13 protein-coding genes are annotated in these 14,391 nt (G+C 61.5%); 8 read left to right on the top strand and 5 right to left on the bottom strand.

Features of this window, described 5'->3' with window-relative positions; translation table 11 throughout:
* Genes F7P80_RS10540 through F7P80_RS10530 form a run of 3 tightly spaced genes read left to right on the top strand, consistent with a single transcriptional unit; the run spans position 1 to position 3,652 of the window.
* Positions 1–966 carry an ABC transporter permease gene (locus tag F7P80_RS10540; RefSeq protein WP_054065201.1) on the top strand — a complete coding sequence of 322 codons (966 nt, stop codon included), beginning with the start codon at positions 1–3 and terminating at the stop codon, positions 964–966.
* Positions 967–977: 11 nt separating this feature from the next.
* Complete coding sequence (locus F7P80_RS10535) at positions 978–1,904, top strand: ABC transporter permease (protein WP_151044628.1); 927 nt, start codon at positions 978–980, stop codon at positions 1,902–1,904.
* A 2-nt stretch (positions 1,905–1,906) separates the two neighbouring features.
* Positions 1,907–3,652 carry an ABC transporter ATP-binding protein gene (locus tag F7P80_RS10530; protein WP_151044626.1) on the top strand — a complete coding sequence of 582 codons (1,746 nt, stop codon included), beginning with the start codon at positions 1,907–1,909 and terminating at the stop codon, positions 3,650–3,652.
* 846 nt (positions 3,653–4,498) lie between these two features.
* Here the strand turns inward: F7P80_RS10530 and F7P80_RS10525 are convergent.
* Positions 4,499–5,203 (bottom strand): hypothetical protein, encoded by a 705-nt coding sequence (locus tag F7P80_RS10525; protein ID WP_151044624.1) that lies wholly within the window; start codon positions 5,201–5,203, stop codon positions 4,499–4,501.
* 261 nt (positions 5,204–5,464) lie between these two features.
* On the opposite strand from F7P80_RS10525, the gene F7P80_RS10520 reads away from it, so the two are divergent.
* The 5 genes from F7P80_RS10520 (at position 5,465) to bla (ending at position 9,956) form a co-directional block, all read left to right on the top strand.
* On the top strand, positions 5,465–5,968 hold the full coding sequence (locus F7P80_RS10520; protein WP_151044622.1) for a methyltransferase family protein: 504 nt from the start codon (positions 5,465–5,467) through the stop codon (positions 5,966–5,968).
* Between the two features lie 137 nt (positions 5,969–6,105).
* The gene (locus F7P80_RS10515; RefSeq protein ID WP_058879464.1) at positions 6,106–6,858 is read left to right on the top strand and encodes a sulfite exporter TauE/SafE family protein; all 753 of its coding nucleotides are present in this window, start codon (positions 6,106–6,108) and stop codon (positions 6,856–6,858) included.
* Positions 6,859–7,085: 227 nt separating this feature from the next.
* Positions 7,086–8,273: an amidohydrolase family protein gene (locus F7P80_RS10510; protein WP_151044620.1), complete on the top strand. Its 1,188-nt coding sequence runs from the start codon at positions 7,086–7,088 to the stop codon at positions 8,271–8,273.
* Positions 8,274–8,310: 37 nt separating this feature from the next.
* Positions 8,311–8,988: an ankyrin repeat domain-containing protein gene (locus F7P80_RS10505; protein WP_151044619.1), complete on the top strand. Its 678-nt coding sequence runs from the start codon at positions 8,311–8,313 to the stop codon at positions 8,986–8,988.
* A gap of 95 nt (positions 8,989–9,083) precedes the next feature.
* Positions 9,084–9,956 carry a class A beta-lactamase gene (gene bla, locus F7P80_RS10500; RefSeq protein ID WP_151044617.1) on the top strand — a complete coding sequence of 291 codons (873 nt, stop codon included), beginning with the start codon at positions 9,084–9,086 and terminating at the stop codon, positions 9,954–9,956.
* A 122-nt stretch (positions 9,957–10,078) separates the two neighbouring features.
* Here the strand turns inward: bla and F7P80_RS10495 are convergent, their stop codons facing one another.
* From F7P80_RS10495 to F7P80_RS10480, 4 genes are read right to left on the bottom strand one after another with little or no spacing between them, the layout of a single operon-like run.
* A complete protein-coding gene (locus F7P80_RS10495) occupies positions 10,079–11,431 on the bottom strand; it encodes an LLM class flavin-dependent oxidoreductase (protein ID WP_151044615.1) in 1,353 nt (450 codons plus the stop codon).
* Between the two features lie 13 nt (positions 11,432–11,444).
* The gene (locus F7P80_RS10490) at positions 11,445–12,185 is read right to left on the bottom strand and encodes an ABC transporter ATP-binding protein (RefSeq protein WP_151044614.1); all 741 of its coding nucleotides are present in this window, start codon (positions 12,183–12,185) and stop codon (positions 11,445–11,447) included.
* Positions 12,182–13,066: an ABC transporter permease gene (locus tag F7P80_RS10485; RefSeq protein ID WP_151044612.1), complete on the bottom strand. Its 885-nt coding sequence runs from the start codon at positions 13,064–13,066 to the stop codon at positions 12,182–12,184. Before F7P80_RS10485 ends, F7P80_RS10490 begins: the two co-directional genes overlap by 4 nt.
* A gap of 12 nt (positions 13,067–13,078) precedes the next feature.
* On the bottom strand, positions 13,079–14,083 hold the full coding sequence (locus F7P80_RS10480) for an ABC transporter substrate-binding protein (protein WP_151044610.1): 1,005 nt from the start codon (positions 14,081–14,083) through the stop codon (positions 13,079–13,081).
* Positions 14,084–14,391: the final 308 nt, after the last annotated feature.

The following is a 14,391-nucleotide window of genomic DNA, read 5'->3' as shown; positions in this document are numbered from 1 at the left end:
ATGCTGGTCCATCTGCTGCGCAGACTGGGCCAGTCAGTATTGGTACTGCTGGCCGTCTCGTTCATTTCCTTCATGGTGTTTCGCCACATTGGCGATCCCACCATCAGTTTGCTGGGCGAAGATGCCACGCTGCAAGAGCGTGAAGCCCTGGTCGAAGAGCTGGGGTTTAACAAGCCCGTTCCGCTGCAATACCTGTCCTATGTGGGCAAGGTGTTGCATGGGGATCTGGGCATTTCCTACCGCCTCAAGCGCCCTGTGGCCGAGGTGATTGCCGAGCGCCTGCCCGCCACGCTGGAGCTGGCGCTGACGGCTTCGGTGCTGGCACTGCTGGTGGGCATTGTGCTGGGCGTGTACACCGCCATCCGCAAGGATGGCTGGCTCTCGCGCACCATCATGACCGTCTCGCTCGTGGGTGTGTCGCTGCCCACGTTTCTGATTGGCATTGGCCTGATCTATGTGTTTGCCGTAGAGTTGCGCTGGCTGCCGTCCTTCGGGCGGGGGCAGACCGTCAATATTGGCGGCTGGGAAACCGGCTTTCTCACGGCGTCGGGCTGGGCGGCGTTGATCCTGCCTGCCATCACGCTGGGCTTTTACAACATGACGCTGATCATGCGGCTGGTGCGTGCCGAGATGCTGGAAGTGCTGCGCTCGGACTACATCCGCTTTGGCCGTGCGCGCGGCCTGCATGACAAAAGCCTGTACTTTGGCCATGCGCTGCGCAATACGCTGATTCCCGTCATCACCATTGCAGGCTTGCAGATTGGCTCGCTGATTGCCTTTGCCATCGTTACGGAAACCGTGTTCCAGTGGCCGGGCGTGGGCTTGCTGTTCATCTCGTCCGTACAGGGCGTGGATGTGCCTTTGATTGCGGCCTATCTGATGTTCATCGCCCTGCTGTACGTGGTGATCAACCTGTTCGTGGATTTTCTGTATGTGCTGGTGGACCCCCGCCTGCGTAAGAAATAAGGGGCCCGCAAATGACTGATACCGTAAAACCTACGGGCTGGAAAGCCAGTGACTCGCCCGTCAAGCGCGCCTTTGCACGATCGCGTCTGGTGCAGGTAGCCGCTGGCGTGATGGCTCTGCTGGTGCTGGCCACTGTATTTGCACCGCTGCTGGCGCTGCACAACCCGTTTGAACCTGCCAATCTGGACTTGATGGATGCCTTCACGCCCCCCTGGAGCCAGGGCATGGGTGAGATGTTCTACCCGCTGGGTGCCGATGACCAGGGGCGTGACGTGTACTCCGCCATCCTCTACGGCCTGCGCATGTCGGTGATTGTGGGTGTGGCCGCTGTGGCGCTGTCGCTCATCATTGGCGTGCCACTGGGCCTGATTGCGGGCTATGCCGGTGGCTGGTTTGACACCATGCTCATGCGCATTGCCGATGTGCAGCTCACCTTCCCCGTGATTCTGGTGGCGCTGCTGATCTTCGGTATTGCACGCGGCATGCTGCCCGAGGGCTACCGCGACGACATGGCCGTGTACGTCATCATCATTGCCATCGGCCTGTCTGACTGGGTGCAGTACGCGCGCACCGTGCGTGGCGCGGTCATGGTGGAAAAGCAGAAAGACTATGTGCTGGCTGCCCAGCTCATCGGGCGCAGCCGCACGGCCATTCTGGCCAGGCACATCCTGCCCAATCTGCTGGCCCCCATTCTGGTCATTGCCACTATCAGCTTTGCGCAGGCCATCGTGGCGGAGTCCACGCTGTCCTATCTGGGCGTGGGCCTGCCCCCCACGGCCCCCTCGCTGGGTACGCTAATCCGCATTGGTCAGGGCTTTCTGTTCTCGGGCGAGTGGTGGATTCTGATGTTCCCCGGGCTGGTGCTGCTGGCGCTGGCCCTGTCGGTCAACCTGGTGGGTGATTGGCTGCGTGACGCTCTCAACCCCAAGCTGCAATGAAGATGCACACAGACACTCCATCCCCCGTGCCTGCTGATGGTGCAGCAGGCGGCACGCCCGTGCTACGGGTGCGCAATCTGAGCGTGACGTTTGACACCCACAAAGGCCCGGTGCATGTGCTGCACGATGTGTCGTTTGACATCTGGCCAGGAGAAATCCTGGGCGTGGTGGGCGAGTCCGGCGCGGGCAAGTCCATGACGGGCTCTGCCATCACCGGCCTGATCGAGCACCCGGGCCGCATTTCCGGCGGTACGGTCGAACTGCAAGGCCAGCGCATTGACCAGCTGCGTGGTGAAGATCTGCGCCGCATTCGTGGCAAGCGCATCGGCACCATCTTCCAGGACCCGCTCACCAGCCTGAACCCGGTCTATACCGTGGGCGGGCACTTGGTGGAAACCATTCGCACCCACCTGCCCGTGAGCGAAAAAGAAGCCGAGGCACGTGCGCTGGCGCTGCTGGAAGAAGTGGAAATTCCGCATGCCAAGGAACGCATGGGGCAGTACCCGCACCAGTTCTCCGGCGGCATGCGCCAGCGCGTGGCAATTGCGCTGGCCCTGTGCGCAGAGCCGGAACTCATCATTGCGGACGAGCCCACCACGGCGCTGGATGTCTCCGTGCAGGCGCAGATCATCCAGCTGCTGCGCAAGGTCTGCAAGGAGCGCGGCGCTGCCGCCATGCTGATCACCCACGACATGGGCGTGATTGCCGAGACAGCCGACCGCGTCATGGTCATGTACCACGGCCGCGTGCTGGAGACCGGCCATGTACGCCAGGTGCTGGACGCCCCGCGTGACCCGTACACCCAGGTGCTCATGGCCGCCATTCCCAGCGTGCACCAGCGCGTGGAACGCCTGCCTGTGCCTGAAGTGGGCGGTGGGCCCGTGGTCAAAGCGGTGCCGTGGACGCCCAAGCCCGCAGACCCTGCGGCTGCCGCTGCACGCCCGCTGGTCGAGGTCAAAGACCTGTGCAAGGAATACGACCTCTCTGGCGGCTGGCTGGCCCGTGTGCTCGCACGCCAGGACAAAAAAATCCTCAAGGCCGCAGACCATGTGAGCTTCAACATCCGCAAAGGCACGACCTTTGGGCTGGTGGGCGAATCTGGCTCCGGCAAATCCACCGTGGCACGCATGATTGCGGGGCTGACCCGCCCCACCAGCGGCACTATCCTGTTTGACGGTGTAGACAAGTGGAGCGCCGCCGCACAGACCGTGGCCATGCGCCGCCGCTTTCAGATGATTTTTCAGGACCCGTACGCCAGCCTCAACCCGCGCTGGACGGTGGAGCAGCTGATTGCCGAGCCCTTGGTAGTGCTGGGCATTACGCAGTCCAAGGAAGAAACCGCCGAACGTGTGCAGCAAGCCCTGCACCGCGTGCGCATGAAGCCGGACGACGCCAAAAAGTACCCGCACCAGTTCTCCGGCGGCCAACGCCAGCGCATCGCCGTGGCGCGCGCACTGGCCAGCAGGCCGGAGTTCATCATCTGTGACGAGCCCACCTCGGCGCTGGACGTATCCGTGCAGGCCCAGGTGCTTAACCTGATGCGTGATCTGCAGGAAGAGTTTGGCCTGACTTATCTGCTCATCAGCCACAACCTGGCCGTGATTCGCCATATGTGCGACGACATCGGCGTCATGCAGCGCGGCCAGCTGGTGGAAGTGGGTGATGCGCAGGCCGTGCTGGATGATCCGCAGCACCAGTACACCAAGGACTTGATGGCAGCGATCCCTGATATCGCGCACGTGCATTGAAGCACGGTAGCAGCTTGCCCCAAGCTGCTGACAATGCGCTGCATAGCTCCCTCTCCCGCTTGCGGGAGAGGGTTGGGGAGAGGGCCGCATTCACTCCTTCCCCCGCTGGGGGAAGGCGGGGATGGGGGCCGTTGCTGCTTCTTGTTTGGGCGGTGTGCTTGGTTTGAGGCAGGAGGTCGGGTCTCGGCCCGACAGCCGACCCCATTTCTTTTGCGTCGCCAAAAGAAATGGGGGAAAGAAAAGGCGAGCCTTGCAGGCGGCTTGTCCGGCTGAACTCCCGTCGCTCCTGCGTCGCTCTGGTCAAACAGGCAGCCGGAAATCAGATTTTTTATGTCCAAGCACGCCAGTCTTACCGCTGGCGTGCGGGGTGGCACAAGCGCTATGCCTAGCCCTCCCTCGCCTGCTTGCGGGAGAGGGCAGGGGTGAGGGCTGTATTTCACTCCTTCCCCGCTGGGGGAAGGCGGGGATGGGGGCAGTTGCTGCTTCTTGTTTGGGCGGTGTGCTTGGTTTGAGGTGGGGAGTCGGGTCTCGGCCCGACAGCCGACCCCATTTCTTTTGCGTCGCCAAAAGAAATGGGGGAAAGAAAAGGCGAGCCTTGCAGGCGGCTTGTCCGGCTGAACTCCCGTCGCTCCTGCGTCGCTCTGGTCAAACAGGCAGCCGGAAATCAGATTTTTTATGTCCAAGCACGCCTGTCTTACAGCTGGCGTGCGGGGTGGCACAAGCGCTGTGCCTAGCACTCCCTCGCCTGCTTGCGGGAGAGGGTGCGGTACAGGGAAAGATGAACCATTGCAGCCGTTCAGAGTCAACTATCCATAGCCTCCAGACGGTCTGATTCGCGATGAAAGTTCATGTACAAAGACGAGTCTCGCAATACGTCACGGTTTCACGCAACAAACTGATTGCATCACCAATCGGATCGCTTTTCACGAGCATGAGTGCGCGTTCAATCTGTGATTTATGGGCAGTAAAGATCTGGCGAGCGAAGGCAGGCACCATCACCGAATCCAAAGATTTCTCTATATCTTCAATGCCCGTTCTAGGAACTTCTATGGGTCCGAGTGAGCGAAGACGTAGCAAGAGAAAATTGCTGAAATCTTTTGCGAACTCAAGACAAAATTGGGCTACGTCAACAGTCGGTGCAGGAATCTCAATCAGCTTGCCAGAAGAATCAAACCTATGAATGTCTTTGGGCACAAAGTATCGCCCGTCAGCCCACCCGCTTATCACTGGATTGCCATCATGAGTAGCTGCATTTCTGCTGAGCCATATAAACGTTCCATGTCGCAATCCTTCGATATCGCTCCAAACAATCTTTGGTTTGAGGAATGTCGATCCTGAGTCTTTAAGAGATTGAACCGTATTGCTAAAGGCTGAGAACGTATAGACGATTCTGCTTTCCGTTTGTTCGTTGCCTTGCTGCCCTTTGTGGAACCTATCCATTGATTGATCGCAGCACTCCACGACGGAGCGCAAGAAAAAATCAAATTCTTTGACCTTGGATTTGAAGAAGCTGGACACCCAGAGGCGATGCTGATCTTGCGTAAGTCTCATGTCCATGCATTCTTTTTAAGGAATCTCAATTGTAGGAGTCGAAATCCAGACTCTCTGGAGGCTTAGCTATCGAAGCGCCAATTCGAGGCGCCTCTGAAGGTCGGCTGTTGGCCGAAAGCAGCCACCCCCCAAAAAAATCCCGAAGTCCTGCTTTAAAAACTGCTCACCCCAACCAAAGCACCCTGCCTCACAAAAGTCCCCTTGACCTTCCACCCACTTCCATCTTTACCCTCCAGCCATCACATCACAAGGAGGGGAAACATGAACCATTCGGACCAGAAAGCGGCATGGGATCAGCGCTGGCTGGCACTCAAGCTGCCGCCGCTGTTGCTCGTGGCATTGGTGGCTGCGGGTATCTGGAGCACATCGGCGTTGCTGCCCATGCAGTGGGTGACGCCGTTGCGTTGGGCTGTGGCTGCGGTATTTGGTGCTGCCGGGCTGACGGTGTGCGTGGCCGGGGTCTGGGCCTTCCGGCAGGCGCGGACGACGGTAAGCCCGGTGGCGCCGGAAAACGCTTCGGCGCTGGTGGTGCGTGGCATTTACCGCTGGACGCGCAATCCCATGTATCTGGGTTTTGTGCTGGGTTTGCTGGGATGGTCGCTGGCGCTGGGTACGTGGAGCGGGGTGCTGTGGTGCGCCGCCTTGGTGTGCTATCTGCAGCGCTACCAGATTCGCCCGGAGGAAGCGGTACTGCGCCAGAAGTTTGGGGCGGACTATGTGGCTTACTGCGCGCAGGTGGGGCGCTGGTGGGGGTGCGGAATTTAAGCATTTTTGGCCTCTAACGAAGTCCCATCGAGCGCTGGCAGCTATCACTTTTATAAGTTCCATCACTTTGTCATTGTCTGAATCACCATGGCTCACTGACAATCAACACGCTTATAAAAATCAGAGCAGGAGTGGTGGTGGAGACAACGCTGATCGTGGTGGTCGCCGGGGCCATGTGCGCCGGTTTTGTGCAGGGCGTTTCAGGCTTTGCGTTTGGCATGGTGGCCATGTCGTTCTGGGCCTGGGTGCTGGAGCCGCAGGTGGCTGCCGCGCTGGCCGTGTGCTGTTCGCTGGCGGGGCAAATCCTCGCGGCCTTTAGCGTGCGCCGGGGTGCGCACTGGCCGCAGCTGCTGCCGTTTGTGCTCGGTGGGCTGGCAGGCATTCCCGTGGGCTTGTGGCTGCTGCCGCAGCTGAACATGCTCTGGTTCAAGGCCGGGCTGGGCGCGCTGCTGCTGATCTGGTGCCCCACCATGCTGCTGATGCAGCGCCTGCCCCCCATTACGCATGGCGGGCGCGTGGCCGATGCAGTGGCGGGCTGGGCGGGTGGTGTGCTGGGTGGTCTGGGTGGCTTTACGGGCACGATTCCCACGCTGTGGTGCAGCCTGCGCCGCTTTCCCAAAGACACACAGCGTGCGGTGATTCAGAACTTCAACCTGTCCATGCTGTGCGTGGTGGCTCTGCTGTATGTGGAGCGCGGCCTGATTACCGGCCCGGTGCTGCACTGGCTGGCATGGCTGCTTCCCGCCATGCTGGTGCCAGCCTGGCTGGGCATGCATACCTACAAGGGCATGAGTGAGGCCGCCTTTCGCCAGCTGATTCTGGTGATGCTCACGCTCTCGGGTCTGGCCATGCTGGGCAGTTCTGTGCCCCAGCTGTGGGACAGCATCTGAAAGAAATTTGCATCAAATTGGGTTCTAGCGCTTATGTAGTAAGCGCTGGTAGCTCTGTTTTTTGATTGCTTGGTATTTGCGCCAGTATGTGCTTGCTGGCTCGCTCACCTACCTGTGAACGCGTCAACCCCGCATGGGCAGCACAATGCGGTTTCGCGTATGGTCAATGCATAAGGCGCAAGCAGCGCGTGCTGCGCGGTGTGCCGCTACTGTTGGGGAGTGAGTGCATGAACGATCGCATTTTTATCAACGCCGTAGATATGGATGGCGCACCTGTGCATGTGGCGGTGCAGCAGGGGCGTATTACCAGCATGGCCAGCGAGTGCCCAGTGCTGCCGCATGCAGAGGTGGTGGATGTGGCAGGCCATGTGCTGCTGCCGGGGTTTGTGGATGGCCATATCCATCTGGACAAAAGCTTTGTGGGCGACCGCTGGCATTCCCACCAGCCCGTGAGCAGCCTGCGTGAGCGTCTGGCGGTGGAAAAACAGGCGCTGGCCTCCGCCCGGCCCATGGTGGCGCGTGCTGAGGCCTTGATGGCGCAGGCCGCAGGGTTTGGCACCATGGCCATGCGCTGCCATGTGGATGTGGACGCGACCACACAGCTCACGCATCTGGAAGCCGTGCTGCAGGCACATGCCAAGTGGGAACAGTGGCTGGAGATAGAGCTGGTGGCCTTTCCGCAGGCTGGCGTGGTGAGCTGCCCGGGCACGGCGCAGGTGCTGGATCAGGCCATGCGTGCCGGGGCGCAGGTGGTGGGCGGCATTGACCCCACTACTTTCGATGGTGACCCCGATGGGCAGCTGGACGTGGTGTTTGATCTGGCCGAGCGGCATGCCGCCAAGGTAGACATCCACCTGCACGAGCCCGGTGAGATTTGCATGGCCGATCTGCAGCGCATTGCTGCGCGCACCGAGGCACTGGGCATGCAGGGGCGTGTGGCCGTCAGCCATGCCTATGGCCTGGGGGATCTGGACGATGCCGCATTGCAGCGCATTGCGGAGGTGCTGGCCCGGGCGGGCATTGCCATCATGACGAATGCACCGGGCAACCATGGCTTTCCGCCAGTGCTCAAGCTGCGCGAGGCCGGGGTACGGGTGTTCAGCGGCAATGACAATATTCAGGATGCCTGGTGGCCCTTTGGCAATGGCGACATGTTGCAGCGCGCCATGCTGGTGGCCTATCGCTCAGGCTTTTACACCGATGCCGATCTGCGCGTGGCGCTGGACATGGCAACGCATGCCAGCGCAGCGGTGATGGGCAAGGCCGGCTACGGCCTGCAGCCCGGCCATGCGGCAGATTTTGTGCTGGTGCAGGCGCCCAATGCAGCCGCTGCCGTAGCGACTGCGCCGTATGCACGCAAGGTGGTGCGCAAGGGTGAGATCTGGCAGCTGCCAGAAGCGGTGGCTGCCCGCTGAGCAGCATGCGGTTCAAAGTTTGACGAGGAGCGTGGCAATGTTCTGGAAACGCAGGGGAATGGCCTTGGGGGTGCTGCTGGCCATGTGGATGTCTGCCACCGCCAGTGCCAGCGGCGGTGCGCCGCAGCAGCCACTGCACGAGGCAGCGCAGCGTGGCGATGTGGTGCAGCTGCGCACAGCACTGGAGCAAGGTGCGCCGGTGGATGCACGCAACCGCCGTGGCGAAACACCGCTGCTGGTTGCCACCCACCACAACCAGGTGGAAGCTGCGCGGCTGCTCATGGCCGCCGGGGCTGATGTGAACGCCAAGGACCAGATGCAGGACAGCCCCTACCTCTATGCGGGGGCACGCGGGCACAACGAAATTCTCAAGATGACGCTGCAGCACGGTGCAGACCTGCAAAGCCTGAACCGCTATGGCGGCACGGCCCTGATTCCTGCCGCGGAGCGTGGCCATGTGGAAACGGTGCGCCTGCTGATTGCCGCAGGGGTAGATGTGAACCACATCAACCGCTTGCACTGGACGGCGCTGATGGAAGCCATTGTGCTGGGCCAGGGCGGCCCGCAGCATGTGCAGATCGTGCAGGATCTGCTGGCGGCCGGGGCAGACCCGCATATTGCAGATGCCGAAGGTATCACCCCCTTGCAGCATGCCCGCCAGCGTGGCTATGGGCAGATCGAGGCTTTGCTGCTGCAGGCGGGGGCGAAGCGTTAAAGCGCCAGCGTGTAGGGCCAACACAGGGCAGGGCATAGCGCGAATCGCCAACAATAGCGCTGCTTTTTGCTGCGTTTTTTGGTTGGAAAAACTTCATGCTCTCTCGCCGCCTGTTTACGACTTCTGCTTGTTTGACCCTGCTGGCTGGCTGTGCCAGCGCAAAAACCGATCACCGTTCAGCCTCTTTGCAGGCGCACTGTCAGGCCCTGGAGGCGAAGGCACAGGGGCGACTGGGCGTGAGCATTGTGGACACTGCCACCGGGCAGCAATGGGGCTGGCGCGAAGATGAGCGCTTCATGATGCTCAGCTCTTTCAAGCTGCTGGCCAGTGCCCTGGTGCTGCACCGTGTCGACCAGGGGCAGGAGTCGTTGCAGCGGCGTATGGCCTACCCGCGCAGTGCGCTGATTCCCTGGTCACCCATCACCGAAAAACATGCCGATGGCCCGGGGCTGACGCTGGGCGAGCTGTGCGCGGCCACCATCACCACCAGCGACAACACAGCAGGCAATCTGATTCTGGAAAGCTACGGTGGCCCTGCAGCGCTGACCGCCTATGCGCGCCAGCTGGGGGACGCGGTTACACGGCTGGACCGCAATGAGCCAACGCTCAACCGCCTCTCCAGCGATGGGTTGCTGGACACGACCAGCCCCCGTGCCATGGCACAGACCATGCACAAGCTCTTGGTGGGCGAGGCGCTCTCAACGGCATCGCGCCAGCAGTTGCGGCAATGGTTGCTGGCCAACACCACAGGTGGCAAACGTCTGAAAGCGGGTGTGCCTGCATCGTGGCAGGTGGGCGATAAAACCGGCACCAATGCCACGGATGCGAACGACATTGGCTTCTTGATCCCACCCCAGGGTGCGCCATGGATCGTGACGGCGTATCTGGCTGGCAGCAGTGCCGAGGGAGCGGTCAAAGATGCCTGTCTGGCGGATGTGGCTGCATGGGTGGCAGCGCAGGGCGCATGAACATCATTCTTGTACCGCTGTGATGTAGCAGTTTTTTGCCTGCCAGCGCTTATCGAGTAAGCGCTGGCAGCTATTTTTTTGAAAGTCATGGCCAAGCACAATGGCTGTGCCGTGAGAAAGGCTTATGCCGCCTTGATGCTTGCCTGGGCCGCGGCTGTGTGGTGCACGGCAGGCAGCTCCTGCAGACCGAAGTGGCCGCGCAGCGTGTGGCTGCTGTAGTCGCTGCGGAACAGGCCACGCTTGCGCAGAATGGGCACGACCTCGCTGGCAAACAGTTCCAGCTGCTGGTTGATGATGGGCGGCATGACGTTAAAACCATCGGCAGCGCCGGTGGTGAACCAGTCTTCAATGGTGTCAGCCACTTGCTCGGGCGTGCCCGCAATCGCCAGGTGGCCGCGTGCACCCGCCAGACGCTTGAGCAGCTGGCGCAGTGTGAGTCCATCGCGCAGCGTGGTTTCCACATAGCCAATGGCACGGCTCTTGGAGGCTTCGACCAGATGGGGATCGGGGAAGTCATCACGGCTGAGCTTGCGATCCAGTGGCAGGTGCGAGAAGTCGTGTCCACCGAAGCGTGCGGACAGGCGGGTCAGGCCTACTTCTACGCTGGTCAGGCTGTCCAGCTCTTCCCAGACCTGCCGTGCCTCGTATTCGGTGGAGCCAATGGCAGCGCTGATGCCGGGCAGGATGACGATGTCTTCCGGGCGGCGGCCTGTTGCCTGAGCGCGGCCTTTGATGTCCTGGTAGAAGTCTTGCGCCGATGCCTTGCTGCCATGGGCGGTAAAGATGGCCTCAGCCCACTGGGCAGCAAAAGCGCGCCCGTCTTCGGACTGGCCCGCCTGCACCAGCACCGGGCGGCCCTGCGGGCTGCTGGGCACGTTCAGCGGGCCACGGGTGCGGATGTGCTGGCCAGCGTAGTTGACGGGGCGAATCTGCCCAATATCCACAAACTGGCCGCTGGCTGCATCATCCACGATGGCGCTGGCAGGGTAGCTGCGCCACAGCGCATCCACGGCTTCGACAAACTCTTTGGCAATGCGGTAGCGGTCACCATGCTCAATGTCGGTGCTCAGGCCGTAGTTTTCACCAGCGCGTGGCGCCCAGGACGTGACGATGTTCCAGCCTGCACGGCCCTTGGAGATGTGGTCCAGCGAGGCGAACTGGCGTGCCAGCGTGTAAGGGTGGCTGTAGGAGGTGGAGGCAGTGCCGATCAGGCCAATGCGTTCCGTTCTGGTGGCAAGCGCAGTCAGCAGTGTCAGCGGCTCCAGCGTGCCGGAGGTGAGCTGACCGCTTTCAGGGCCGACCAGACTGTCGGCCAGAAACACTGCATCAAACTTGGCGGCTTCGGCAATCCGGGCAGCGTCAACGTACAGCGCCAGGTCAGTCAGTGACTTGGGATTGGCCGCAGGATGGCGCCAGGCACCTTCGTGATGGCCGCGGGTCATGAGGAAAAGGTTCAGGTGCAGTTGTCGGGACATGTTGCAAACTCCTTCAGGCAAGGGCGGGGGCTATGGTTTCCACGCCCAGGCTGCGCAGCAGTTCGGTACGCAGCTGCATGAAGCGGGGGTGGTCGGGGCGACGGGGCTGGGGCAGGCCTACGTCGTGGTCCTGGGCGATCTTTCCGTGCTGTATGACCAGAATGCGGTCGGCCAGCAGCAGGGCTTCGTCCACGTCATGGGTGACCAGAATCACCGTGGGATGGGTGCGCTCTACCAGCTGCAGCAGCAGGCTTTGCATGCGCATGCGGGTCAGCGCATCCAGCGCGCCAAAGGGCTCGTCGGCCAGCAGTACATGGGGCTCGCGCAGCAGTGACCGCGCCAGTGCGGCGCGCTGTTTCTGACCGCCAGACAGCGTGCTGGGCCAGACGCTGGCCTTGTCGCCCAGGCCGACTTCCTGAAGCAGATGCTGGGCACGTGCGTGGACATGGGGCTGTTGCTCGATTCCCAGCGTGAGGTTGTCCATGACGGATAGCCAGGGCAGCAGGCGCGAGTCCTGAAAGAGCACGGAGACATTGCCGCTGGCTTGCGCCAGACCTGTGCTGTGTGCATCGCTGTCCAGCCCCGCCACGGCACGCAGCAGCGTGGTCTTGCCGGAACCGGATTCACCAAGCAGGGCCACAAACTGGCCTGCAGGAATGTGCAGGTCGATGGCGTCCAGAATGCGCTTGTGCTGAAAGCTGCGGCTGAACTGGCGCAGTTCGACCTGGCCGAGGGGAAGGGTGTCTGTGGTCATGAGCCCAGCGACCTCCGGTAGGACAGCACACGGGCTTCCAGGCGGCGCACAGCAGCATCAGAGAGCAGGCCCAGCAGTGCGTAGATGAGGATGCCGACCACGATCACATCGGTCTGGCCCCAGTCACGGGCACGGTTCATCAGGTAGCCAATGCCAGTCTGGGTGTTGATCAGCTCCAGCACGACCAGTGCCGTCCAGCACAGGGCTACAGCCATGCGCAGGCCCACAAAGAAGCCGGGCAGGGCACCGGGCAGGGCCACTTTGCGGATGAAGGTGGCACGCGACAGGCCCAGTGTCTGTGCCAGTTCGACATGGCCAATATCAATGCTGCGCAAGGCGGCGTGGGTGTTGATATACACGGGCACGAGCACGGCGGTGAAGATGAGGAACACCTTCATGGCCTCACCAATGCCCAGCCAGATGATGGCCAGTGGAATCAGCGCCAGGGTGGGCACGGCACGCTTGATTTGCACAATGCCATCAATCAGGGCTTCGCCCGTACGGGTCAGGCCGGCAGCCAATGCCAGCACCACGCCGGTGAGCACGCCCAGCAGCAAGCCCGTGTAGGCGCGTGTGGCAGAGGCCAGCAGATGGGGCATGAGCGAGCCGTCGCTCAGCATTTCATAGCCAACGGCCAATGCCTGCGAAGGGGCGGTGAGTGTTTCGGGCGAGAGCCAGCCTGCGCGGGATGCGATTTCCCAGATCAGAAACAGCAGCACAGGGCCGAGCATGAGCAGGGATGCAGGCGCACGGGCAGGCACCAGTGCGGGCGTAGCGCGTACTGCGGCGGCAGGCACAGCCGCTGGTGCCGTGTGCAAACCTGATGCATCGGTGGAGCGTTCAGACCAGCGGGCAGAGGCAGAGAGAGGGATGGAGGGCATGGCAATGTCCAGTCAGTTTTTGGCGGGAGCTTGTCGGCGTGTGGTGGTCACGACGGAGTCAAACGTGGTGACGAAAGAGTCGTTGGCATCCAGGCGCTGTGGCAGTGAGCCCGCTGCGTACAGGGTGTCAATCAGGCGCTGGTGCAGGGGCTGGGCTTCGGCGGCAGTCTCGAAGATCAACGGAGACAGCGAGGCCTGAATGGCAGCCGTGGTCTGTGCATCCAGTCGCTGGAACTTGCGGTAGTAGTGCTCACCCCATGCGGCCTCGTTGGCATTGCTCCAGTTGCCTGCACGCACAAAGGCAGCCAGAAACTGTGCAATGGCCTGTGTTTTCTGTGGGTCTGCCAGCACTTCAGGGCGTGCATAGAGGTAGGAGGTGGAAGGCAGAAGCTGGCGCTCCTGTGGGTCAGGCACCAGACGTGCACCGATTTGCTTGCTCAGGCGCGAGACGTGGGGCTCGGTAATGACGGCAACATCCACGGCCTTGGCGCGCAGTGCATCGTTGAGCTCAGAGACGCGCAGATGCACAGGCTGTACGTCTTTGAGGGTGAGGCCTGCGCGGTTGAGTGCTTCGATCAGAAACACCTGGCGGCCAGAACCTTCCACATAGCTCACGCGCTTGCCGCGCAGATCGCTCAGGCGCTCTACACCTGCATTGGCCTGCTGGAGCAGGCGGTATTGCGCCAGTTCACGGCTAAAGGTGGCAATGATGGGCAGGTGTACGCCTGCAGCCCGGGCCTGGATGGGCGGTGTATCGCCCACATAGGCAATGTCCAGCGCACCTGCACGCATGGCTTCAAAAATGGCAGGACCGCCTGCAAAGTTGGGCAGCTCCAGCTGGAAGGGCAGTGTCTTGCGCTCTCCGCTGGCATCGAGCAGATGGCGAATCAGCTCACTCTGGTCGGCCACGACCAGCTTGGTTTTGTGGTCTACGGCGGCTGACGTTGCTTGCGCACTGCCAGCCATGTACCAGGCCAGCAAGGCGGCACTGCCTGTTAAGAATTGACGCTTGTGCATACGGCGGCTCCCTTGTGTTTGGAATGGGGCGGATGCTAGGCAAGCGCTGCAGCGCAGGGAACGAAGGATTCTTTATTTGAAAACAACCAAAACATCCATCTGCGCACGGGGTGCGTGGTGCTGGCAGTCGATCAACGACAGAAAGTTCTGTGGCAACAGTGACTTAAAGAGCGAATGGCCGGAAGCGCGGCGTGCAGCCTGTGCGCAGGTATCTCTGTTTGCGCAATATGCTCATGCAATCAATTTCGTTGGTGCATGCGTGTGCAGCACTTGTAATCGACGGTATTCATTCACTGGCGGTCACCGCC

Origin of the sequence: Comamonas kerstersii (assembly GCF_008801935.1) — a bacterium.
Lineage (GTDB): Bacteria > Pseudomonadota > Gammaproteobacteria > Burkholderiales > Burkholderiaceae_C > Comamonas > Comamonas kerstersii.
Note: the sequence above shows the minus strand (reverse complement) of the source record. Positions and strands in the feature narration are given on the sequence as shown.

What these genes read in the sequence shown, in the direction of transcription:
- F7P80_RS10535 (WP_151044628.1), top strand. Translation starts at nt 978, where the DNA reads ATGACTGATACCGTAAAACCTACGGGCTGGAAAGCCAGTGACTCGCCC.
- F7P80_RS10510 (WP_151044620.1), top strand. Translation starts at nt 7,086, where the DNA reads ATGAACGATCGCATTTTTATCAACGCCGTAGATATGGATGGCGCACCT.
- F7P80_RS10480 (WP_151044610.1), bottom strand. Translation starts at nt 14,083, where the DNA reads ATGCACAAGCGTCAATTCTTAACAGGCAGTGCCGCCTTGCTGGCCTGG.
- F7P80_RS10525 (WP_151044624.1), bottom strand. Translation starts at nt 5,203, where the DNA reads ATGAGACTTACGCAAGATCAGCATCGCCTCTGGGTGTCCAGCTTCTTC.
- F7P80_RS10505 (WP_151044619.1), top strand. Translation starts at nt 8,311, where the DNA reads ATGTTCTGGAAACGCAGGGGAATGGCCTTGGGGGTGCTGCTGGCCATG.
- F7P80_RS10540 (WP_054065201.1), top strand. Translation starts at nt 1, where the DNA reads ATGCTGGTCCATCTGCTGCGCAGACTGGGCCAGTCAGTATTGGTACTG.
- F7P80_RS10490 (WP_151044614.1), bottom strand. Translation starts at nt 12,185, where the DNA reads ATGACCACAGACACCCTTCCCCTCGGCCAGGTCGAACTGCGCCAGTTC.
- F7P80_RS10485 (WP_151044612.1), bottom strand. Translation starts at nt 13,066, where the DNA reads ATGCCCTCCATCCCTCTCTCTGCCTCTGCCCGCTGGTCTGAACGCTCC.
- F7P80_RS10530 (WP_151044626.1), top strand. Translation starts at nt 1,907, where the DNA reads ATGCACACAGACACTCCATCCCCCGTGCCTGCTGATGGTGCAGCAGGC.
- bla (WP_151044617.1), top strand. Translation starts at nt 9,084, where the DNA reads ATGCTCTCTCGCCGCCTGTTTACGACTTCTGCTTGTTTGACCCTGCTG.
- F7P80_RS10495 (WP_151044615.1), bottom strand. Translation starts at nt 11,431, where the DNA reads ATGTCCCGACAACTGCACCTGAACCTTTTCCTCATGACCCGCGGCCAT.
- F7P80_RS10520 (WP_151044622.1), top strand. Translation starts at nt 5,465, where the DNA reads ATGAACCATTCGGACCAGAAAGCGGCATGGGATCAGCGCTGGCTGGCA.